The sequence below is a fragment of the Pseudoxanthomonas suwonensis genome, from assembly GCF_000972865.1.
GTDB lineage: Bacteria > Pseudomonadota > Gammaproteobacteria > Xanthomonadales > Xanthomonadaceae > Pseudoxanthomonas > Pseudoxanthomonas suwonensis_B.
In genome coordinates, this window is record NZ_CP011144.1 from 1,321,584 (window position 1) to 1,342,532 (window position 20,949).

Here is a 20,949-nt window from a genome sequence, read left to right on the forward strand (position 1 = left end):
GCGGACGCCGGCGGTGACTACACCCGTCCACGCCGGCCGGCGCGAGTTTCAAGGTTGCGATGCGCGTCCCAGGACACCGCGCTCCGACGGGCGAGCGAAGGTCCGCTCAGCGCGCGCACTGCGGCGGCGGTGCCGCCAGCGCCCGCTCCAGCACCGGCCGCATCGCCGCGTAGCCGGCCGCATCGGGATGCACGCCGTCTTCGCTGTAGTCGCGGCGCAGGCCGCCCTCGGCATCCGCCAGCACCGCGTGGTAGTCCACATAGGTCAGGCACTGCGCGGCGGCGTACTGCCTGAGCCAGGCGTTGAGCTCGGCGATGGCCGCGCGCGGGTCGATGCCGGGGCGCCAATCGAACGCGCGCGCCGGCAACACCGAGGCCAGAAACACCCGGCTGCCGTGCGCCCGGGCCGTTTCCGCCATGCCGGCGATGTTCTGCTGGATCCAGGCCTGCCGCACCGGGCCGGTATTGCCGGCGATGTCGTTGGTGCCGGCCAGGATCTGCACCACGGCCGGGTCCAGGTCGACCACGTCCTGCCGGAAGCGGACCAGCATCTGCGACGTGGTCTGGCCGCTGATGCCGCGGCCGAGGAACTGGGCGCCGAACAGGTCGGGCATTTCACGCACCCACAGTTCGGTGATGCTGTCGCCGAACAGCACCACGCGGTCCTTCGTCGCCGGGGCCAACGCCTGGTTTTCCTTTTCGTAGCGGCAGCGCCCGGCGAAGTCCTCGAGCAGCCGCGCTTTCTGCCAGCCGCTGTACAGGGCCATGCCTTCGGCGAGCCTTTCCGGTGCGGGCGGCGGCAGGGTCCTGCCCTCGGCCTTGGCTTGGGCCGCCTTCGCCATGTAGTCGGCCACCATCTGCGGCACCGGCGTCAACGCATCGCAGGGCTGGTCCAGCACACCCACCGCCGGCGCCGGCTGTGCGGACGCCAGGGCCGCCACGGAAAACAGGGTGGCCACTGACGCGGCACGTCGGATCGAGCGACGGATCATGGAGTGTCTCCTCGGGTGAAGGGTGGATGCGCAGGCGCGGCGGTCACGTCGCGGGCGGCGCCCCGTCGCCCGCCGCGACTGGCGCAGGCGTGCCGTCGCGGGTCCAGCGGTCCAGGGACTCCAGCGTCGCCTCCAGCACCCGCGTGGCGCCTGGCGTATCGAACCGGAACTGGAATTCGTGCGGATACGCTTCGTCCTGCCCGCCGTCGAAGAACATCCACTGCGTCGGCACGCCGGCGGCCTGCAGCGCATCGGCCATGCGCTGCGACTGCGGTGCGAGCGGATCGCCGTTGCCGGCCACGATCAGCGTCGGCGGGAAGCGCCCGTCGACCAGCTGGTGCAGCGTGGTCCAGCGCACCTGCCCGTCCGGGTCGGGATCCTTCTCGCCCAGGTACGCCCAGCGCACCAGCCGGCCGAAGCGCTCCATGTCCGGCGCCACCTTCGCCTGCGGACCGACCAGGAACTGGTACGTACCTGAGAACAGCAGCATGCCGCGCAGCCGGTTGGCCGCGATCGTCGGTGCCAGGCCGGTCGCCTGCGCATAGTCCGGATCGACGATGGCCAGGGCCGCCTGGGCGGCGATGTGTGCGCCGGCCGAGTCGCCGCCCAGCACGATGCGCGAAGGATCCACATGCAGCTCTTCGGCATGGGCCTGGAGGTGGTGCAGCGCCTGCATCACCTGCCGGACCTGCACCGGATAGCGCTGCTCGGGCGCCTTGGAGTATTCGATCGCGATGCCCACGTAGCCGTGCACCGCCAGTTGCGGCAGGTAGGCTTCCAGGGCGTCCTTGGTGCCGTCGATGAAGCCGCCGCCATGGACCCAGACCACCGCCGGCAGCGGCGCGCTGGCATCGCCCGGCCGGTAGACATCCATGCGCGTGTCGGGATTGCCGCCGCCTGGCGCGTAGCCGACGTCGCGCAGCACCGTGACTTCGCCGCTGGCCAGCAGCGTCTGCGCTTCCAGCGAACCGGGCACCTCGCTGAAGGCGCCGTGGTGGCGGATCAGCATCACCGCCGGCACGGGGCTGAGCTTCATCCAGGCCAGGCCGGCGCCCACCAGCAGCACCAGGGCCAGCAGCAGCCACGCCAGCAGACGCAGTATGCGACGCAGGATCACTGCCCCTCCGCGGCATCGAGCAGGCGTTCCACTCCGGTCACGACCGCGATGATCAGGTCGGCCGGCGGCTGCTGCGGACTGACGATGCTGGCGAACAGCGACGAGGAGGCCTGTGCCTGCGCGTGCAGCTCGGCGATATGCGCGCGCGCGTCGGCGAGCCATGCCGCATCGGGCCGTGTGTCCGCACCCAAATGGGCGATGGCTGCCAGGCCGATGTCCGCGAGCCGGGCGGTGGCCGCGGAAGCCGGCAGTGCGGCTTCCAGTGCCGGTCGACCGGCCGCGACGACCCGGTAGCGCGCGTCGTTGGCCTTCCAGCCCTGCATCCGTGCGGCCAGCGTGGCTCCGAGACCGCGCTCGCCGGCGGCGAAGCGCGCAGCCTCCAGGTTGAAGGCCAGCGCTACCGGGTTGGATGGCGTGGCGATGTCGGCCGGCGCGGTGAACTGCTGCACCGGGATCGGCTGCTTGCGGATGTAGGCGTGCATGCTGTGCATGTGGGCGAAGTTGCGCACCGGCGCGGTGATGTCGGCCAGTGCGGCGACCACCTCGGCATCGCCCGGCGCCAGCCGCTCGGCCATGCGTCGGCGGTTGCCGCGCGCCTGCAGGCCCAGCCGGTCGAGCTGGCCATCGAGCAGGACCAGGCGGCGGTTCATGTCGTCCACGTCGCGCACGGACTCGGGCGACCAGAACCGTTCGGCCAGCGCGGCCAGCCGCGGCCACAGGCGGCTGTCGAGCAGTTCGTCGGTGACCAGTTCCGACCACAGCGGCGCTTCCGCGCCCCGCACCAGTGCCTTCTGCGCGTCCGACAGCGCCAGCCCCGGCTGGATCACCTGGCTCTCGGGAAACACCGCCGACAGCGCCGGCCTGTCGATCGCCTTGACCTTCGCATGGATGGCCGGCTCGATGCCGGCGGCGGCCGCGTCGGTGGGATCGCGCAGGTAGTAGACCTCCGCGGGTTCCAGGTAGTCGAGGTAGTAGCCGGCGGACACCACGACCGGATGGCCGGCCTGGGTGGCGGTGTGGACGAAGTTGGAACTGGTCCACGCCTGGATGTAGGTCGAGCGGGGAATGTCGCCATGCACGATCTCCTCCCAGCCGATCATCGCCTTGCCCAGGCCGTCGACGATGCCGTGCACCCGGGTCATGAAATGGCCCTGCAGCGCCTCCTTGTCCTCCAGCCCATGGGCGGCCATGTAGGCCTGGATCCGCGGGTTGGACGCCCAGTCCTCTCCGCCGACCTCGTCGCCGCCGGCGTGGAAGTACGGATCCGGGAACAGCGCGGCCATCTCGCCGAACAGTGTCTCCAGGAAGGCGTAGGTGTCGGGGTTGGAGGGATCGAGCACCGCACCGAACCGCGAGGCGGGCGTGTCCGCGGATCCGTACTGGGGATAGGCGCGGACGATCGCGCCCGCATGGCCCGGCACGTCGAACTCGGGTACGACGCGCACCCCGCGCTCGGCCGCATAGGCCACCAGTTCGCGGACCTGGGCCTGGGTGTAGTACTGCCCGTGCTCGCCTGCGGTGAGCTTCGGGAACGCCAGGCTCTCGACCCGGAATCCTTCGTTGTCGCTCAGGTGCAGGTGCAGCACGTTGAGCTTGACCTGCTCCATCGCGTCGATCTGGCGCTTGAGGGTCTCGAGCGTCATGAAATGGCGCGCGGTGTCGACCATGACGCCGCGCCACGGGAACCGCGGCCGGTCGCGGATCGTGGCGGCCGGCAGCGACCAGCCGCCGTCGTGCCCCTGCAGCATCTGCCGGAGCGTGGCCAGCGCGCGCAGCACGCCCAGTTCCGAGCGGGCGCGCACGTCGATGCCGCCGGCCGCCACCGTCAGCGTGTAGCCCTCGTCCTGCGCATGCAGCGCCGCCGTCGACATGCCCGGCGCGCAGCAATCGATCGCCAGCGGGATGCCGGTGTCCGGCCAGCGGTCGATGCCGGAAAGCGTGCGCATGTCGCGGGCGAAGCGCGCGACGGCCGCGTCCAGCACGGGACCGCGGTCGCCCTTCCAGCGCACGTCGAAGGCGCCTTCGTATTGCAGGCGGCCCTGCCCGGCGATGGCGGGAGACGCCGGCTGCGGCATCAGCCCGGACGCGGCGGCCTGTACCCGTGGTGCCGACAGCACGAGCACGCCGATGGCCGCCACCAGCAGCAGGTCGCGCAACGTGCCTGCGTACCGCCCTGTCCGGGCGCTGCCCGGGGCGGATCGCACTGGCCGGGCGGTGCGGTCGCGCATATGCAATTTCCAGTCAGAATAGACTGGAAATTAGTTTGGGCCGATCCGGGCGCTGCCGTCAACTGCCCGCCGCCCGCCGGGCCATACCGCCGCCGGGAGGCGCCGCTCAGGACGCGGCGGGCTTGCCGCCGCGCTTGCGCGGGGCGCGTCCGGCCGGTTCCGCCGTCGCCTGTGGCTCGAACTCCACTTCGCTGATGAGCATGCGCTCCAGCAGCGCATAGGACTGCTCGATCTCCGCCGGATCGTTGCTGAGCATGCGCGCCAGCGCCAGGCCACGCATGGCCCACGCCGCCAGCCGCTGGAGGTCGGTGCGGCCGACGTTGGCCGACTGCACCCAGATGCTGGCGCGCCGGAACGATTCCTGCTCGATCTGCTCCTTCAACGGCGCCAGCTGCGCGGCGAAGACCGGGTCGCTGCGCGCGCCCAGCATCAGCTCCAGCACGGCGATGCCGGCCGGATTGCTCAGCCGCTCCCAGGCCAGGGCGATGAACGCGCGCAGCCTCTGCCTGGCGTCGTAGGGCTTGGCCATCTCTTCGGCGTAGGCCTGCATGTCCGCTTCGTACACACCGCGGTACACGTACAGCATGAGGTCCACCCGGGTCGGGAATTGGTGCAGCATCGCGCCGCGGCTGACGCCCGCGTCCTCGGCCACGACCATGGTGGTGGTGGCGGCGTAGCCGCGGGTGAACAGGGAATGGATCGCCGCCTCCAGCAGGCGCGCGCGGGTGGCCGCGCTGCGGTCCTGCTGCCGGCGCCGTTCCGGTGCCGCTTGCTTGGCGCCGGCGCTCACGGCCCGGGACCGTGGCGCGGCATGCGCCTTGGCCGGACCCGCCTTGGCCTTGGCGCTGCTGCCGCCGGACTTGTCCCGCGCGGCCGCGGGCCGCTTGCCGGTGCGTGCTGCCGGCGCGGTCATGGGGAACGCCCGCCGGTGCGCCTGTCCACGCTCGCCGACGACGGCCCATGCCGGGTGCGACATGGGTCGGGGTTCGCAACTCGGTTCACGGATGCATCGCTCCCGTAGTGATGGTGCAAGTGTTCATGGCGCCGGCGCCGCGCGCGGCCGGCATCGGCGACCGCGGGCCCCGGATCGGACGCGGGCCTGCGCCTTTGGCCCGCGCCGGCCATGGCTCAAGGATTACCCAGCGTGTCCTTGTAGACCACTCCGTCCTTCATGATGACCTTGAAGCTCTGCTCGGGACGGGTGATCAGCGAGATGTCCACGGTCGGGTCGCCGTCGACCAGCAGCAGGTCGGCCAGCGCGCCTTCCTTCACCACGCCGACCTCGCCGGGATAGGGATTGCGCTTGCCGCTCAGCTGCAGCAGCTCGCCGTTGGTGCCGGTGGCCATGACCAAAGTTTCAGCGGGCGTGTACCAGCGGGTCAGGCTGGCCAGGATCGCGCCCTGCTGGGCAGCCAGCTCGGCGGAGAACAGCACGTCGGTGCCCCAGGCGGTCTTGAGTCCGTGCTTCTTCGCCAGGTCGTAGGCGTGGTTGTTGCCGGTGAACACTTCGTCGAACTTGGCCCGCTCCACCGAGCCCGGCGGGAACGCATTGCCCAGCTCGACCGGGAACGGCTGGATGCTCAGCCAGACGCCATGGCGCGCGATCAGCCGGGCGGTGTCCTCGTCCATCAGGCTGCCGTGCTCGATGACCTTGACCCCCGCATCGATCGCCTCGCGGACGGCCTGGGACGTGTAGGCATGCACGGTGACATAGGTGCCCCAATTATTGGCCGCCTCCACCGCCGCGCGCAGCTCCGCCGGGGTGAAGGTGATCGCGTCCAGCGGGCTGTGCGGCGAAGACACGCCGCCGCCGGCGGTCAGCTTGATCTGCGCGGCGCCGCGCATCAGCTGCTCGCGCACGCGCATGCGCACCTCGTCGGGGCTGTCGGCGATGGCGGTGTCGCCTTCCAGGTCCGTGGGGCCCGGCGCGCCCATCGTCCGCGGCAGATTGGCGGCCTGGCGGAAGTCGCCGTGGCCGCTGGTCACGCTGATCATCGCCCCGGACCCGTAGATGCGCGGCCCGGGCAGCACGCCCTCGTCCACCGCCTGCTTCAGGCCGAAGGAATTGCCGCCCACGTCGCGCACGCTGGTGAAGCCGCGCATCAGGGTGCGGGTGGATTCCGCGCCGGCGATCACGGTCAGGTAGCGCTGGTCGCCAGTGAGTATCGCGCCCAGCGACGGGGCCGCCATCATGCTGTGCCAGTGCGCGTCGATCAGGCCGGGCATGAGCACCCGCCCGCCGCCGTCGATCACGTGCGCGCCGGATTCGGTCTCCAGTCCCGTGGCGATGCGCTCGATGCGATTGCCGCGGACCAGCACGTCCTGCGCGCCGGAGACGCTGCCGGACACGCCATCGAAGACGCGCACGTTGCGGAACAACACCACCTGCGGCGTGGCGCTTGCCGTGGACGTGGGCGCAGGAGCCGGCGCCGGTGCAGTGCCCGGCTGCGGCGCGGCGGTTTCGTGGGTGACGACATCACCGGTGCATGCCGCAAAGAGCAGACAGGCCGTCGGCAGCATGCTGCGGGCGAGAATGCGCATATCGGTCTCCAGAGGTGGACCGCGACAAAATGCCACACATCCGTTCGCACATGTATGACCGGCGTCCGCCCCGCCATTGGCGCACCTTTCCGCCAGCCGTCCGCGCCCCTCGCGGCAATCCCCGCGAAGGCCCGGTCGCCGGGCGCGTGTCAGCGGATGAAGTCGTACTTCAGCGAGGTCTGCAGGCGGAACACGTCGCCATCGATGCCATCCTGCCGCTGCAGCCTGCCGTACAGCAGCTCCACGCCCCAACTCCAGCTCGGGATCGGCGAGTAGACCAGGTTGGCCGCCGCGTAGTCGCTGCGGCGGAAATCGCCCGGGTCCAGCAGGTTGTTGCGCTCCAGATGGAGCCGACCGTACGCCAGCGTCGAGCGCCAGCGGTGGTTCCACGGATAGGTGTAGCCCAGCCAGCCGCCCCACTGGTCCAGGACGTCCAGCGAGCCGTCGCCATCCACCGTCGCGTCCAGGCCCAGGCCGGCCAGGTCGCCGGTGTAGGCGGCGATGCCGCGGCCGGCCAGTGCGCCGTAGACCAGGAAGCCGGCGTCCGCGCCTCCCAAGGAGCCACTGACCGTGGCGCCGCTGCCGGTGGCGCCGTCGCTGCCGGCATCGCCGCTGTAGGCCAGGTGGCGCAGCAGCACGGCCGCCTGCACGTGGCCCGTACCGCCCTCGTGGCGCACGCCGAACACGAGATTGGGCGTGGTCGTGCGCGCGTTCACCGCGCCGGGACCGGAGACCTCCGGCCGGTTGTGCTCGGCGGCGACGAACAGGTGGTTGCCGTTCCTGAGCGGGAAGTACTGGCGCACGCTGGCCAGGCGTCCGAACGGCATGGCGCCGGCGCCGGCGAAGTCCAGCGTGTCCGGTCCCGAATCCAGGTCCATGAATGCCGAGAAGCCGTAGCCGGCATAGGTGTTGCCCAGCTGGCCATAGGCATGCCGCAGGTTGTACCCATAGGAGCCGCCCGAGCCGAAGAAATCGTTCTGCAACACGAAGCGCAGCCAGCCGTAGTTGGTCGGCCGGCGCGCCTCGATGGTGAAGCGGGTCTGCCGCGCATGCATGTTGAACGCGCCGCGCCCGTCCTGCGCGCCGGCCGGGATGGCCGAGGTGACGAACAGGTCCGCGACACCCGCATCGTCGGTGTCGTACATCGCATCCAGCTTCGCGTAGCCGCTCAGCCGCAGCCAGGTGCGGGTGCCGCCGAGCGGCAAGTAACCCTCCAGGCCTTCCTGGCCCGGGGGCAGCTCGTTGTCGACGCGGGCCGCCGCTTCGGCGTCCTCGTCCATGCTGGGACGGTCTGGCAGTGGCGACGGTTCCGGCAAGGTCGCCAGGTCGCGATAGGCCGGTAATGGCGGCGGCGGTGCGACGGGCGGCGCCAAGGCCGCGGGCGTATCCGGCACACCCGGCGTCGCGGCCGCCGCCGCTGTCCGCTCGGCTTCCAGCACCTCGAGGCGCCGGGTCAGCAGTTCGACGGTCCGTTCGAGGCGCGCGATCTTCGCATCGCGCTCGTCGTCGCCGGCCTGCGCCGCCGCCGGCAGCGGCAGCAGCATCGCCAGCAGCAGCAACATCGGCTTGTTCATGGCACTTCCCCGCGAAGGCGCGCCATCGGCATCCGCCTGGCGATCGATACGCCAGGCATCGGGGAAACGGCCGCCTTCCGCGCCCTCCCCCGGCCGAACTCTACCCCTGCGGCACCCCGGCCATGTTCGGCAGCTGGTGGGCGATGCCCTTGTGGCAGTCGATGCAGGTGCGCTCACCGGTACCCAGCCACAGCCGGTGGATCTGCGCGGCGCGCGGGCTCTGCCGGGTCAGGTCCATGGAATCGAAGTCGTGGCAGTTGCGGCACTCCAGCGAGTCGTTGGCCTTCAGCCGCGACCACTCGTGGGTGGCCAGCACCAGCCGCTCGTCGAGGAACTTCTCGCGGGTGTTGATGGTGCCGAAGAGCTTGCCCCACACCTCCTTGGAGGCCTGCATCTTGCGCGCAATCTTGTCGGTCCAGTCGTGCGGCACGTGGCAGTCCGGGCAGGTGGCGCGCACGCCGGAGCGGTTGGTGTAGTGGATCGTGCCCTTCAGTTCCTCGAACACGTTGTCGCGCATCTCGTGGCAGCTGGTGCAGAATTTCTCGGTGTTGGTCGCTTCCAGCGCGGTGTTGAAGCCGCCCCAGAACAGCACCCCGGCGATGAACCCGGCCACGGTCAGGAAGCCGAGGCTGTAGTAGCGGCTGGGCGAGCGCAGCGTGCGCCACAGTCCCAGCGCATGCCGCTTGGTCCGCGCCCACATGGCTCAGTGCCCTCCCGGAGGCGCCGGCAGCGCCATCACCGTGTCGATGTCCTTGAAACCGTTGGCCACCAGGGTCGGCGCGTCGGTCTGGACCACGTGGCACTGGTTGCAGAAGTAGCGGCGCGGCGAGATCGTGGCCAGGAACTGGTCGTCGCGGTCCATGTAGTGGGTCACGCTGACCGGCGGCGCCTGGAAGGTGGCGGCATTGGCGCGGGCGTGGCAGAGCATGCAGCGGTTGCTGTTGAGGTCGACCTGGTAACCGTCGATGGTGTGCGGGATGGTCGGTGGCTGCATCGGGTAGTTGCGCACCCGACTGATGTCGGTGTTCTCCACCCGCGCCATCGGCGGCGGATGGCCTTCCTTGTCCACCGGCACGCCGCGGCGCAGCGGATCGATCTCGCTGCCGCCGGGGATGAAGATCGCGCGCGCGTCCACCGGCACCGACGCGGCGGTCGGCGGCGGCACCGGGCGCGGGCGCAGGCTGCCGAACATCCAGCCGGCGGCGAACACCAGCACCGACAGCACCAGGGTCAGTCCGGCCGCGACGAGCAGGGGTTTGTTGCGCATGGGAACCCTCCTAGGCGACCACGACCTTGACCGCGCACTTCTTGAAGTCGGTCTGCTTGGAGATCGGGTCGGTGGCATCCAGGGTGACCTTGTTGATCAGCTGGCCGGCATCGAACCAGGGCACGAAGACCATGCCGCGCGGCATGCGGTTGCGCCCGCGCGTCTCCACCCGCGAGCGCATCTCGCCGCGTCGCGACACTACCCGGATCTCGTCGCCGCGCTTGAGCCCGCGCGCGCGCGCGTCGTCCGGGTGCATGAACACCACCGCCGCCGGGAACGATCGGTACAGCTCGGGGATGCGCATGGTCATCGAGCCGGAATGCCAGTGTTCCAGCACCCGGCCGGTGACCAGCCACATGTCGTATTCGGCGTCGGGCGACTCCGCCGGCGGCTCGTACGGCAGCGCCCATACCACCGCGCGGTTGTCGGGGAAGCCGTAGAACTTGTGGCCCTCGCCGTCCTTCACGTACGGGTCGGCGCCCTGGATGTAGCGGCGGCGCGTCTCCTTGCCGTCCACCACTGGCCAGCGCAGGCCGTGCGCCTGGTGGTACATGTCGAACGGCGCCAGGTCGTGGCCGTGGCCGCGGCCGAAGGCGGCGTATTCCTCGAACAGGCCCTTCTGCACGTAGAAGCCGAAATGGTGCGACTCGTCGTTGGCGTAGCCCTCGGCGATGTCCGAGAGCGGGTAGCGGTCCACATTGCCGTTGGCGAACAGCACCTGGAACAGGGTCTTGCCCTTGAACTCCGGGTTGGCGGCCAGCAGTTCGGCCGGCCAGCACTCGTCGGTGGTGAAGCGCTTGGAGAATTCCATCAGCTGCCACAGGTCCGACTTCGCGTCGCCGGGCGCGGCGACCAGCTGGTGCCAGAACTGGGTGCGCCGTTCCGCGTTGCCGTAGGCGCCCTCCTTCTCCACCCACATCGCCGCCGGCAGGATCAGGTCGGCGGCCTGGCAGGTGACCGTGGGATAGGCGTCGGAGACGACGATGAAGTTCTCCGGGTTGCGGTAGCCGGGCCAGCCCTCCTCCATCAGGTTGGCCGCGGCCTGCATGTTGTTGTTGACCTGCACCCAGTAGGCGTTGAGCTTGCCGTCGCGGAGCATGCGGTTCTGCTGCACCGCGTGGTAGCCGGGCTTGGGATTGATGGTCCCGTGCGGGATCTTCCAGATCTCCTCGGCGTGCTTGCGGTGCTCGGGGTTGGCCACCATCGTGTCCGCCGGCAGGCGGTGGCTGAAGGTGCCAACCTCGCGGGCAGTGCCGCAGGCCGAAGGCTGCCCGGTCAGCGAGAACGGGCTGTTGCCCGGCGTCGATATCTTCCCGGTCAGCAGGTGGATGTTGTAGACCATGTTGTTGGCCCACACCCCGCGGGTGTGCTGGTTGAAGCCCATGGTCCAGAACGAGGTGACCCTCACCTTCGGGTCGGCGTACAGTTCGGCCAGCTGCTGCAGCCAGCCGCGCTCCACCCCGCTCATCTGCACCGCCCGCTCCAGGGTGTAGGGCCGGACGAAGGCGGCGAATTCCTCGAAGGTGATCGGCTCGCCGCCGCCCGGATCGTCGGCGTTCTCGGCGGCCTGTTCCAGCGGATGCTCCGGGCGCAGGCCGTAGCCGATGTCCTGGTTGCCGCGCTTGAAGTTCAGTTTCTGCTCGACGAAAGCCTTGTCGATCCGCCCGGTCTGGATGATGTGGTTGGCGATGTAGTTGAGGATGACCAGGTCGCTCTGCGGCTTGAACACGATCGGGATATCGGCCAGTTCGAAGCTGCGGTGCTCGAAGGTGGACATCACCGCGACCTTGACGTGCGGGTGCGACAACCGGCGGTCGGTGACCCGGGTCCACAGGATCGGGTGCATCTCGGCCATGTTCGAGCCCCACAGCACGAACGCATCGGCCGCCTCGATGTCGTCGTAGCAGCCCATCGGCTCGTCCATGCCGAAGGTGCGCATGAAGCCCATCACCGCCGAGGCCATGCAGTGGCGCGCGTTGGGGTCGATGTGGTTGCTGCGGAAGCCGGCCTTCATCAGCTTGTTGGCCGCGTAGCCCTCCCAGATCGTCCACTGGCCCGAGCCGAACATGCCGATCGCGTCGCCGCCCTTGGCCTTGAGCACGCGCCTGAACTGCTCGGCCATCACGTCGAAGGCCTCGTCCCATTCCACCGGGACGAAGTCCCCGTCCTTGGCGTAGGCGCCGTTCTTCTTGCGCAGCAGCGGCTTGGTCAGGCGGTCCTCGCCGTACATCACCTTGGACAGGAAATATCCCTTGATGCAGTTGATCCCGCGATTGACCTCCGAATGCACGTCGCCGTGGGTGGCGACCACGCGGCCGTCGCGCACCGCCACGTTGACCCCGCAGCCGGTGCCGCAGTAGCGGCACGGCGCCTTGTCCCACTTCAGCGTGGTCATGTCGCCTTCGGTGATGACGTTGCTGCCGCCTCCCGGCAACGGCAGCCCGGCGGCGGCGGCGGCGGTGGCGACGGCGCTGTGCCGGATGAAGTCGCGGCGTGTGGTGCTCATGCGGGGGCTCCGCTCGCGTTGGCGGTGGGCAGGGGCTCGTCGAGCGCGTGGCCGGGCTCGGCGTGGTGGTAGACCAGCAGCACGTTCAGCACGCCGGGCACGTCCTTGAGCTGGTCCACCCGGTCCATCACCGCATGGCGGTCGGCCGACTCGCACAGCACGACGCTGCGGGTCGGGCCTGGCACGGCCAGTTCAAGGTCGGGATGGACGGATACCGCCGCGGCCAGCGCCACCGCCGCGTCCTCGCGGTGCTGGACCACGAAGCTGGCGATGTGCACTTCGTCCTGGCGCGGCACGGCGTTCATGCCGGCACCTCCAGCGGGGCATGGACCAGCGCGATCGCCATGGCCGGGCACAGGCCGACGCAGGCGCCGCAGCCGGTGCAGCGCTCCGGATCGACCGTGGCCGCGCCGCGCGCGCCGGGCGGCACGTGGATCGCCGATTCCAGGCACACCTCGCGGCAACTGGCGCAGACCACGCCGTGCGCCGGCAGGCAATCCGGCCCCACCTGCGCGCGCAGCTCCCAGGGCGGTGAGAGCGCGGCGTCCAGCGCGCCGCTGGTGCAGGCCTGCGCGCAGTCGCCGCAGAAGGTGCATTCGCCGCGCGACGGCTCGAAGCGCGGCAGGCCGTCGGCGCCGCGCGCCAGCACCTGCTCGGGACAGGCGCGCACGCAGGCGTCGCAGCGGGTGCAGCGCGAGGCGAAGGCGGGTTCGGACAGTGCCCAGGGCGGGCGCAGGGCGGGCGTTTCGGCCGGTTGGCGGCCGAACAGCAAGGCGCGTCGGGTCATGGATACGGACGCGACCATCGGCTCACCCGGTCGGCGGCCCGGCGTAGAACAGCTGCCACATCCACACCAGGAACCCGTAGCCGGCCACGATCAGGATCGTCAGCAGCGGGAAGATCACCGCCACCACCAGCAGGAACGCGATGCGCTCCTGGTTGCGGGTCGCCTGGACCTCCTTGCCGGGGTTCTGCTCCATGTGCCTGGCCTTTTCAGGATGGGAACGCAGCAGTACTCGGCGCCGAGGCTACCACAGGCTCCGTATGCGGATAATGTGCGCTGCCGCATCAGCGCTGCTGGGGCGGCCACGATGGACGATCGGTCATGGCATGCGTCGCCTGGAAGCGGCGGATGCTTGTTCTTGCACTTCCGGAGAATGGGACCTGCATGGATCGAATCGGAGGATGGGAGGCTGGTGACACCTCGTTACCGAACTGGCGGATCCGACGTACCCTCACCCCGACCCCTCTCCGGTAGCGGTAGAGGCGCTTCTGGATCACCGGCACGAGGCCACCCTCGTTGTCGGGCGCCAGGGGAGAATGATCATGACCCCCGAAGAACAGCTGGACGGCTTCATTGCCAGGTTCACGCCTGAGATTGCCGGGCTGGCCCGCGCCGCGCTGGTGAAGATGCGCATGCGCCTCCTTTCCGCGATCCAGCTTGTCTATGACAACTACAACGCTTTGGCCGTCGGCTTCGGCCCCACGCAGCGGGCTTCCGAAGCGATCTTCTCACTCGCTGTTTACCCGAAGCGTGTCAATCTTTGCTTCCTTCAAGGCGGACGATCCTCCCTCAAGGATCCGCACGGCCTGCTGCAGGGCAGCGGAAGCACCAACCGGTTCGTTCCGCTTGCCTCTGCAGCCGCGCTGGACAAGGCGGAGATCGATGACCTCATCGCCCAGGCCCTGATCGCCGCCAGGATCCCGTTGCCTCCGGCTGGTGCGGGTGGCCTTGTCATCAAGTCGGTGTCGGCCAGGCAGCGCCCGCGCAGGCCGTAGCTCGCATACCCAACAATCCATTCAAGCCGACGCCGCTTCGCGACGTCTATTCAGGCACCAGACCTCTCAAGCAAACGACACATTGGAGTCCATTGGATGACCTCGTTCGCGCTGATCGTCAAGCACAAGACACAACCAGGAAGGCGGGATGACGTGCGCAGGATCTGGGAGAAGCACATGGCGCCTGCCGTATCCGCCAATCCGGGCCATCTGGCGTACTTCTATTGCTTCGACAATTCGGACCCCGATTCAATCAGTGCTTTCCAACAGTACGCCAGCACCGAGGCCTCGCAGGAGTTCCTGGAGAAGGAGAGCTATGCGGCATACCTCAAGGAGGTCGAGCCTCTCCTGGCCGGACCTCCGGAAGTCACTGCGCTGACCCCGGTATGGTCCAAGAAGGGCTGACGGTCCATTCGAGTCGCCGTCGCTTCGCGGCGGCCCGACTCAAGCGATAGCTTCCGGCAACGTCGCAGGTCCTTCCCAAGCAAGGCGGATCAATGCGCGCCCGGCCGATCACCGGCACGCTTCCGCAGCGAGGTTTCCTGCACGGCGGCCTTCACGGCGCATGGCGACACTTCCGCCAGCGCGGAGCCGACCAGGATCACGCCCGGATACCCCGTTTCCGGCGTTGGTGCGGCATCGGCCAGCTCACCCAGCGTCGACAGCAGGCGGCGCTCGCCGGGCTGGCTCGCCGCCTGGACGATGGCCACTGGCGTCTCCGCCGGCAGATGGCGGAGCAGACCGCGTGCGACCGGGCCGATCCGGCCCATGCCCATGTAGATGGCCAGGGTCGTGCCGCTGCGCGCCAGCGCTTCCCAGTCCGGCTCGCCATGGTCGTGGGTGTGCGCGGTGACGAAGGTCACCCCGTGGCAGTGCCCGCGATGGGTCAGCGACACCTCCAGCGCGGCCGCGGCGGCGAACGCGGCGCTGATGCCGTTGACGATCCGCACCGGCACGCCGGCCTGGCGCAGGAACGCGATCTCCTCGCCGGCGCGGCCGAACAGCAGCGCCTCGCCGCCCTTGACCCGGACCACGCGCAGGCCCTGCAGCGCATAGCGGCGCATCAGCCGGCAGATGAACGCCTGTGGCGTGGAGCGGCAGCCGCCGCGCTTGCCCACGCGCACGACGCGCGCATGCGGGGCCAGTTCGACGATGTCCGGATCAACCAGTTCGTCGAGCAGCAGCACCTCGGCCGTGGCCAGCGCGCGCACCGCCTTGAGGGTCAGCAGCTCGAGGTCGCCCGGACCGGCGGACAGCAGCACGACCTCGGCGGGAATGCGGCGCGGCATGGACGGGGAATTCGGGAACGATGCCATCGCCGGCTCCGGTGGACGCGTGGGTTTCATGCGCTTGCGGCCTCGCGCGCGAGCCGGGTGAGCTGCGGCACGCAGGAGCCGCAGACCGTGCCGCAGCCCAGGCGCTGCTTGAGCGCCGGCACGTCCGCGCCGTTGCGCACCTCGGCGCGGATCGCCGATTCGGTGACCTGGCGGCAGACGCACACCACCGGGTCGCGGGCGACCTCGGCCGTCGCGGAGAACGCGGCCAGGCGCGGGCCGCGCCAGGCACCACCGCCCAGCGCGCTGCGCAGCAGCGATTCGCCGCCGGGTTGCGCACCGCTCCAGAGCAGGCCGTCGATGAAGCTGTCGCCGGCGTCGCTACGCCAGGCCACGCGCTTGAGCAGGCCACGGCGCATGTCGCGGTATTCGAGAACGTCCGGCGTGTCCGGGCCGGCCGCCAGCGCAAGCGCCGCGTCCAGTGCCGCCAGCCAGTCCGCCGGCATCGCCTCGGCCGCGGCCGCGCGCAGCACCAGCCAGGCCACGCCTTCCGGTGCATCGGCCTCGGCATGCAGCGACAGGCCCGCGTAGCCGCACTCCTTGAGCAGCGGCTGCACCGCCGTACGCAGCGCCAGCACATCGCCGCGGCGGGCGGCGAGCAGGTGCCAGCCCAACCCGGCCTTCTCCACCCGCACCGCGGCATGCTTGAGTTCGGGCTGGCGCGATCGCGCGTCCACTGCCGGCTGGCTGACCTCGTTGATGCCGCCGCTGGACAGGTGTTGCCCGCTCCAGTGCATCGCCGCGAACACGGTGCCCGAGCCGACCTCGTCGGACAGTTCCAGCGGCAGCACCAGTTCGCCGCGCTTGCTCGACACCCGCACCAGTTCGCCGATCTTCAGCCCGCGCCGTGCCGCGTCGTCCGGGTGCATGCGCAGGCCCGGCTCGGGGCTGTGCGCGAACAGTTCAGGCACCCGGCCGGTGCGCGACATGCCGTGCCACTGGTCGCGCAGGCGGCCGGTGAGCAGGCGCAACGGGTAGCGCGCCGAGGTCGGTTCGGCCACCGGCTTGTAGGGCGTGGCGTGGAAGCGGGCACGCCCGTCGGCGGTGGCGAACACGCCGTCGGCGTAGCGGCGTGCCTGGCCTTGCGCGGCGGCGGCGGGAAATGGCCACTGCTGCGGCCCGTCGCTTTCCAGCCGCAGGTAGTCCAGGCCGCCGATGTCCAGGTCGCGGCCGACGGTCAGCGCGCGGTGCTCGTCGAAGATCGTCGCCGGCGCGTCGGCCTCGAACAGCGGCGCGGCGCCCGGCGCGGCCAGCCGCGCCTCGATCCGGCGCGCCACTTCGCGCGCGATCCACCAGTCCGGCCGCGCCTGCCCGGGTGCGGCCACCGCGGCGCGGACCCGCGAGATGCGCCGCTCGGAATTGGTCACCGTGCCGTCCTTCTCGCCCCAAGTCGACGCCGGCAGCAGCGCATCGGCGTAGGGCACGGTGTCGGTGTCGGCGAAGGCCTCCTGCACCACCACGTACTCGGCCCGCTGCAACGCTTCGCGCACCCGGCCGATGTCGGGCATCGAGTGCACGGGGTTGGTGCAGGCGATCCATACCGCCTTGACCTTGCCGCTGTGCAGCGCTTCGAACAGTTCCACCGCCGCCAGCCCCGGCCGCGGCGACAGGCTGCCCGGGGCCAGCTTCCACAGCGCCTCGACCTCCGCGCGGTGCGCGTCGTCGCCGATCTCGCGGTGCGCGGCCAGCATCGTGGCCATGCCGCCGACCTCGCGCCCACCCATCGCGTTGGGCTGGCCGGTCAGCGAGAACGGGCCGGCACCGGAACGGCCGAGCTGGCGCGTGGCCAGGTGCAGGTGGATCAGCGCCAGGTTCTTGTCGGTGCCGTGCGCCGACTGGTTCAGGCCCATGCAGTACAGCGACAGCGCCGCCGGGCTGCGGCCGAACCACTCGGCGGCGGCGACCAGGTCCTGCACCGGGACGCCGCAGATCTCGGCCGACATGCGCGGGGTGTAGTCGCGCAGCAACTGCTTGAGCTCGGGAAAGCCGGTGGTGTACGCGGCGATGAACGCCTCGTCCAGCAGCCCCTCCCACACCAGGTGGTGGAGCATGCCGTTGAACAGCGCGACGTCGGTGCCCGGTTGGATCGCCAGGTGCAGGTCGGCCATCGCCGCGGTGTCGGTGCGGCGCGGGTCGACCACGATCCAGCGCACGTCCGGATCGCGCGCCTTGGCCTCCTCCAGTCGCCGGAACAGCACCGGATGCGCGTAGGCGGCATTGCTGCCGGCGAACAGCACGGTCTTCGCGTGCTCCAGGTCCTCGTAGCAGGTCGGCGGGCCGTCCGCGCCGAAGGCCAGCTTGTAGCCGGTGACCGCGCTGGACATGCACAGGCGCGAATTGGTGTCGATGTTGTTGGTGCCCAGCAGGCCCTTGGCCAGCTTGTTGAAGACGTAGTAGTCCTCGGTCAGCAGCTGGCCGGAGATGTAGAACGCGACCGCGTCCGGGCCGTGCCGCTCGACGATCCCGGCCAGGCGCTCGGCCACCGTGTCCAGCGCCAGCGCCCAGTCCACCGGCCGCCGCGCATCCTGGCGCCGACCGCGCAGTTCCGGCCACAGCGCGCGGCCGTGCAGGCTGCGCGCGCTGTCGGCCAGGGTCCGGCCCTTGCTGCACAGCCGGCCGAAATTGGCCGGATGCTCCGGATCGCCTTCCACGCCGGTGATGCGCTCGCCCTGTGCAATGCGCTCGCTGTGGATCAGCACGCCGCAGCCGACGCCGCAGTAGCAGCAGGTAGAGCGAGTGATGCGGCGCCCGCCCGGCCCGTCCGCGGCGCCGGTGCCATCCATCAGGCGGCGGCCTCCACGACAGCATCGGCTTGCGCTGCCGGCAGCAGCGACAGCCACACCTCGCCGTCGCGCACCTGCACCGGGTAGCGGCGCGCGCAGCCCACGTCCGGTGCGCAGGCCTGGCCGCTGTCCAGGCCGATGTTCCAGCCGTGCAGCGGGCAGGTCACGGTGTCGCCGCTGACAATCCCCTGCGACAGCGGCCCGCCCTTGTGCGGGCAACGGTCGGCCAAGGCGAACACGCGCGCTTCGGCGGGCCGGAACAGGGCGATGTCGTCGCCACCCTCGCGCTGCAGCACGCGCGCGCCCAGCAGCGGGATATCGTCAAGCAGGCAGATGCGCACCCAGGCTTCGGTTCCGCTCATGCTCAGTCCTCCAGGGCCACGGCGATCTGCCGGTCCAGCTTCGGTGGCTGCAGCTTCAACGGGGCATACTCCCGCGCCTGGGTGCCGGCCACGCGCGCCGCCCACGGGTCGGACAGGCCTTCCAGCGCGTAGAGCAGCCGCTCGTACAGCGCGCGCCGGTTGGCCGCGTCGTCGACCACCTTGCGCTTGACGTAGTCCAGGCCCACCCGCTCCAGGTAGTGCACGGTGCGGTCCAGGTAATAGGCCTCCTCGCGGTACAGCTGCAGGAACGCGCCGGTGTATTCCTTCACTTCCTCGGCGGTCCTGACCTTGGCCAGGAAGCGGGCGACCTCGGTCTTGATCCCGCCGTTGCCGCCGACATGGATCTCCCAGCCCGAGTCCACCGCGATGATGCCCACGTCCTTGATCCCGGATTCGGCGCAGTTGCGCGGGCAGCCGGACACGGCCAGCTTGACCTTGTGCGGGCTCCACATGTTGGCCAGCATCGTCTCCAGGTCGATGCCCATCTGCGTGCTGTTCTGGGTGCCGAAGCGGCAGAACTCGCTGCCCACGCAGGTCTTCACCGTGCGGATCGACTTGCCGTAGGCGTGGCCGGACTTCATCCCCAGGTCCTTCCACACCCCGACCAGGTCCTCCTTCTTCACCCCGAGCAGGTCGATGCGCTGGCCGCCGGTGACCTTGACCATCGGGATCGCGTACTTGTCGGCCACGTCGGCGATCCGGCGCAGCTCGGACGGGTTGGTAACCCCGCCCTTCATCTGCGGCACCACCGAGAAGGTGCCGTCCTTCTGGATGTTGGCGTGGGCGCGCTCGTTGATGAAGCGGCTCTGCGGGTCGTCCACCGCCTCGCGCGGCCAGGTCGAGAGCAGGTAGTAGTTGATCGCCGGGCGGCAGGTGGCGCAGCCGTTGGGCGTGCGCCATTCCATGAAGGCGTAGGCCTGGGCGTGGCTGACCAGGTGGTGCTCGCGGATCGCCTGGCGCACCTCGCCATGGGTCAGGCCGGTGCAGCCGCAGACCGCCTTGGTCTTGGGCGTCTCCTGGAAGTTGGAGCCCAGGCAGTTCATCAGGATCTGCTCGACCAGGCCGGTGCACGAGCCGCAGGAGCTGGCGGCCTTGGTCTGCTTCTTGACCTCGTCGACGGTGAACAGCCCCTGCTCGCGCACCGCCTTGACGATCGTGCCCTTGCACACGCCATTGCAGCCGCAGACCTCGTCGCCATCGGCCATGGTCGCCGCGCGGTCCTGGCCGGCGGTGCCGGCGTCGCCCAGCGCGGTCTCGCCGAAGGCCAGGGTGTCGCGGCGCTCGCCGATCGCGCTGGCATCCTTGATCAGCTTGAAATACCAGGCGCCGTCACCGGTGTCGCCGTACAGGCAGGCACCGACGAGCTTGTCGTCGCGGATCACCAGCTTCTTGTACAGGCCGCCGGCCGGGTCGGAGAGCACGATCTCCTCGCTGCCTTCCCCGCCCATGAAGTCGCCGGCCGAGAACAGGTCGATGCCGGTGACCTTGAGCTTGGTCGACACCGCCGAGCCCTTGTAGATGCCGATGCCCCAGGTGGCCAGGTGGTTGGCGCAGATCTTGGCCTGCTCGAACAGCGGCGCGACCAGGCCGTAGGCGATGCCGCGGTGGCTGGCGCATTCGCCGACCGCATACACGCGCGGGTCGTAGGTCTGCAGGGTGTCGTTGACCACGATGCCGCGGTTGCAATGGATGCCCGCGGCCTGCGCCAGGGTGGTGTTGGGGCGGATGCCGGCGGCCATCACCACCAGGTCGGCGGGGATCTGCTCACCGTCGGAGAAGCGCACCGCGGCGACTTCGCCGGCCTCGTTGCCGACGATCCCGGTGGTGGAGGTGTTGAGGCGGAAGTCGAGCCCGCGTTCGGCCAGCGACTTTTCCAGCAGCGCGCCCGCCACCGGGTCCAGCTGCCGTTCCAGCAGCCAGCCGGCCAGGTGGACCACGGTCACCTGCATGCCGCGCAGCTTCAGTCCGTTGGCCGCCTCCAGCCCGAGCAGGCCGCCGCCGATCACCACCGCGTGCTGCTTCGCCCTGGCGGTCTCGATCATGGTCCGGGTGTCGTGGATGTCGCGGTAGCCGATCACCCCCTTCAGGTCCTTACCCGGGATCGGCAGGATGAACGGCACCGAGCCGGTGGCCAGCAGCAGGCGGTCGTATTCGGCCTCGGTGCCGTCGGCAGCGACGATCTTGCGCCGCACCCGGTCGATCGTGGTGGCTTCCTTGCCCAGGTGCAGGGTGATGCCGTGGTCCGCGTACCAGGACAGAGGATTGAGCACGATCTCGTCGAAGTCCTGCTCGCCGGCCAGCACCGGCGAGAGCAGGATGCGGTTGTAGTTCGGGTGCGGCTCGGCGCCGAACACGGTGATGTCGTACATGTCCGGCGCGAGCTTCAGCAGCTCCTCGAGCGTGCGGATGCCGGCCATGCCGTTGCCCACCACCACCAGTCTTGGCT

At 70.1% G+C, this 20,949-nt stretch carries 18 protein-coding genes; 2 read left to right on the forward strand and 16 right to left on the reverse strand.

The annotated features are described in order from the left end of the window. Nucleotides 1–106: 106 nt before the first annotated feature. From WQ53_RS05610 to WQ53_RS05665, 12 genes are all read right to left on the reverse strand, one after another. Nucleotides 107–991, reverse strand: coding sequence for a GDSL-type esterase/lipase family protein (locus WQ53_RS05610; protein ID WP_144409231.1), 885 nt, complete (start codon nucleotides 989–991; stop codon nucleotides 107–109). Nucleotides 992–1,034: 43 nt separating this feature from the next. Continuing rightward, on the reverse strand, nucleotides 1,035–2,108 hold the full coding sequence (locus WQ53_RS05615; RefSeq protein ID WP_052631162.1) for an alpha/beta hydrolase: 1,074 nt from the start codon (nucleotides 2,106–2,108) through the stop codon (nucleotides 1,035–1,037). Continuing rightward, the gene (locus WQ53_RS05620; RefSeq protein WP_052631163.1) at nucleotides 2,105–4,264 is read right to left on the reverse strand and encodes a beta-N-acetylhexosaminidase; all 2,160 of its coding nucleotides are present in this window, start codon (nucleotides 4,262–4,264) and stop codon (nucleotides 2,105–2,107) included. Before WQ53_RS05620 ends, WQ53_RS05615 begins: the two co-directional genes overlap by 4 nt. 178 nt (nucleotides 4,265–4,442) lie before the next feature. Further along, nucleotides 4,443–5,249 carry a TetR/AcrR family transcriptional regulator gene (locus tag WQ53_RS05625; RefSeq protein ID WP_052631164.1) on the reverse strand — a complete coding sequence of 269 codons (807 nt, stop codon included), beginning with the start codon at nucleotides 5,247–5,249 and terminating at the stop codon, nucleotides 4,443–4,445. Nucleotides 5,250–5,464: 215 nt separating this feature from the next. Next, entirely contained in the window at nucleotides 5,465–6,877 is a 1,413-nt protein-coding gene (locus WQ53_RS05630) for a metal-dependent hydrolase family protein (RefSeq protein WP_082112869.1), read from the reverse strand. Between the two features lie 149 nt (nucleotides 6,878–7,026). Continuing rightward, the gene (locus WQ53_RS05635; protein WP_052631165.1) at nucleotides 7,027–8,451 is read right to left on the reverse strand and encodes a DcaP family trimeric outer membrane transporter; all 1,425 of its coding nucleotides are present in this window, start codon (nucleotides 8,449–8,451) and stop codon (nucleotides 7,027–7,029) included. Between the two features lie 100 nt (nucleotides 8,452–8,551). Beyond that, the gene (locus WQ53_RS05640) at nucleotides 8,552–9,151 is read right to left on the reverse strand and encodes a cytochrome c3 family protein (protein WP_052631166.1); all 600 of its coding nucleotides are present in this window, start codon (nucleotides 9,149–9,151) and stop codon (nucleotides 8,552–8,554) included. Between the two features lie 3 nt (nucleotides 9,152–9,154). Beyond that, nucleotides 9,155–9,718: a nitrate reductase cytochrome c-type subunit gene (locus tag WQ53_RS05645; RefSeq protein WP_052631167.1), complete on the reverse strand. Its 564-nt coding sequence runs from the start codon at nucleotides 9,716–9,718 to the stop codon at nucleotides 9,155–9,157. A gap of 10 nt (nucleotides 9,719–9,728) precedes the next feature. Continuing rightward, the gene (gene napA / locus WQ53_RS05650) at nucleotides 9,729–12,224 is read right to left on the reverse strand and encodes a nitrate reductase catalytic subunit NapA (protein ID WP_052631168.1); all 2,496 of its coding nucleotides are present in this window, start codon (nucleotides 12,222–12,224) and stop codon (nucleotides 9,729–9,731) included. Further along, entirely contained in the window at nucleotides 12,221–12,529 is a 309-nt protein-coding gene (locus tag WQ53_RS05655; protein WP_052631169.1) for a chaperone NapD, read from the reverse strand. Before WQ53_RS05655 ends, napA begins: the two co-directional genes overlap by 4 nt. Continuing rightward, on the reverse strand, nucleotides 12,526–13,011 hold the full coding sequence (gene napF / locus WQ53_RS05660) for a ferredoxin-type protein NapF (protein ID WP_236685910.1): 486 nt from the start codon (nucleotides 13,009–13,011) through the stop codon (nucleotides 12,526–12,528). Before napF ends, WQ53_RS05655 begins: the two co-directional genes overlap by 4 nt. A 22-nt stretch (nucleotides 13,012–13,033) precedes the next feature. Further along, entirely contained in the window at nucleotides 13,034–13,204 is a 171-nt protein-coding gene (locus WQ53_RS05665) for a periplasmic nitrate reductase, NapE protein (protein WP_052631170.1), read from the reverse strand. 346 nt (nucleotides 13,205–13,550) lie between these two features. Here WQ53_RS05665 and WQ53_RS05670 point away from each other — a divergent pair, with 346 nt between their 5' ends. Next, nucleotides 13,551–14,003, forward strand: a complete 453-nt coding sequence (locus WQ53_RS05670; RefSeq protein WP_144409232.1) for a DUF1801 domain-containing protein — start codon at nucleotides 13,551–13,553, stop codon at nucleotides 14,001–14,003. Nucleotides 14,004–14,099: 96 nt separating this feature from the next. Next, nucleotides 14,100–14,408: a putative quinol monooxygenase gene (locus WQ53_RS05675; RefSeq protein ID WP_052631172.1), complete on the forward strand. Its 309-nt coding sequence runs from the start codon at nucleotides 14,100–14,102 to the stop codon at nucleotides 14,406–14,408. An 89-nt stretch (nucleotides 14,409–14,497) separates the two neighbouring features. Here WQ53_RS05675 and cobA read toward each other — a convergent pair whose 3' ends face one another. The 4 genes from cobA to nirB are packed head-to-tail and all read right to left on the reverse strand — an operon-like array spanning nucleotide 14,498 to nucleotide 20,920. Further along, a complete protein-coding gene (gene cobA / locus WQ53_RS05680) occupies nucleotides 14,498–15,292 on the reverse strand; it encodes a uroporphyrinogen-III C-methyltransferase (RefSeq protein WP_052631173.1) in 795 nt (264 codons plus the stop codon). Between the two features lie 53 nt (nucleotides 15,293–15,345). Further along, a complete protein-coding gene (locus WQ53_RS05685; protein ID WP_052631174.1) occupies nucleotides 15,346–18,120 on the reverse strand; it encodes a nitrate reductase in 2,775 nt (924 codons plus the stop codon). Continuing rightward, on the reverse strand, nucleotides 18,120–18,482 hold the full coding sequence (gene nirD / locus WQ53_RS05690; protein WP_052631175.1) for a nitrite reductase small subunit NirD: 363 nt from the start codon (nucleotides 18,480–18,482) through the stop codon (nucleotides 18,120–18,122). The genes WQ53_RS05685 and nirD overlap by 1 nt, the downstream gene beginning before the upstream one ends. A gap of 2 nt (nucleotides 18,483–18,484) precedes the next feature. Next, nucleotides 18,485–20,920, reverse strand: coding sequence for a nitrite reductase large subunit NirB (gene nirB, locus WQ53_RS05695; RefSeq protein WP_236685940.1), 2,436 nt, complete (start codon nucleotides 20,918–20,920; stop codon nucleotides 18,485–18,487). Nucleotides 20,921–20,949: the final 29 nt, after the last annotated feature.

Bases quoted from the DNA above. Each gene is read 5' to 3' on its own strand.
- WQ53_RS05635 (WP_052631165.1), bottom strand. From the start codon at position 8,451: ATGAACAAGCCGATGTTGCTGCTGCTGGCGATGCTGCTGCCGCTGCCG.
- WQ53_RS05685 (WP_052631174.1), bottom strand. From the start codon at position 18,120: ATGGATGGCACCGGCGCCGCGGACGGGCCGGGCGGGCGCCGCATCACT.
- WQ53_RS05675 (WP_052631172.1), top strand. From the start codon at position 14,100: ATGACCTCGTTCGCGCTGATCGTCAAGCACAAGACACAACCAGGAAGG.
- napA (WP_052631168.1), bottom strand. From the start codon at position 12,224: ATGAGCACCACACGCCGCGACTTCATCCGGCACAGCGCCGTCGCCACC.
- WQ53_RS05625 (WP_052631164.1), bottom strand. From the start codon at position 5,249: ATGACCGCGCCGGCAGCACGCACCGGCAAGCGGCCCGCGGCCGCGCGG.
- WQ53_RS05640 (WP_052631166.1), bottom strand. From the start codon at position 9,151: ATGTGGGCGCGGACCAAGCGGCATGCGCTGGGACTGTGGCGCACGCTG.
- napF (WP_236685910.1), bottom strand. From the start codon at position 13,011: ATGACCCGACGCGCCTTGCTGTTCGGCCGCCAACCGGCCGAAACGCCC.
- WQ53_RS05645 (WP_052631167.1), bottom strand. From the start codon at position 9,718: ATGCGCAACAAACCCCTGCTCGTCGCGGCCGGACTGACCCTGGTGCTG.
- WQ53_RS05630 (WP_082112869.1), bottom strand. From the start codon at position 6,877: ATGCGCATTCTCGCCCGCAGCATGCTGCCGACGGCCTGTCTGCTCTTT.
- nirD (WP_052631175.1), bottom strand. From the start codon at position 18,482: ATGAGCGGAACCGAAGCCTGGGTGCGCATCTGCCTGCTTGACGATATC.
- WQ53_RS05665 (WP_052631170.1), bottom strand. From the start codon at position 13,204: ATGGAGCAGAACCCCGGCAAGGAGGTCCAGGCGACCCGCAACCAGGAG.
- cobA (WP_052631173.1), bottom strand. From the start codon at position 15,292: ATGCCGCGCCGCATTCCCGCCGAGGTCGTGCTGCTGTCCGCCGGTCCG.
- WQ53_RS05655 (WP_052631169.1), bottom strand. From the start codon at position 12,529: ATGAACGCCGTGCCGCGCCAGGACGAAGTGCACATCGCCAGCTTCGTG.
- WQ53_RS05670 (WP_144409232.1), top strand. From the start codon at position 13,551: ATGACCCCCGAAGAACAGCTGGACGGCTTCATTGCCAGGTTCACGCCT.
- WQ53_RS05610 (WP_144409231.1), bottom strand. From the start codon at position 991: ATGATCCGTCGCTCGATCCGACGTGCCGCGTCAGTGGCCACCCTGTTT.
- nirB (WP_236685940.1), bottom strand. From the start codon at position 20,920: ATGGCCGGCATCCGCACGCTCGAGGAGCTGCTGAAGCTCGCGCCGGAC.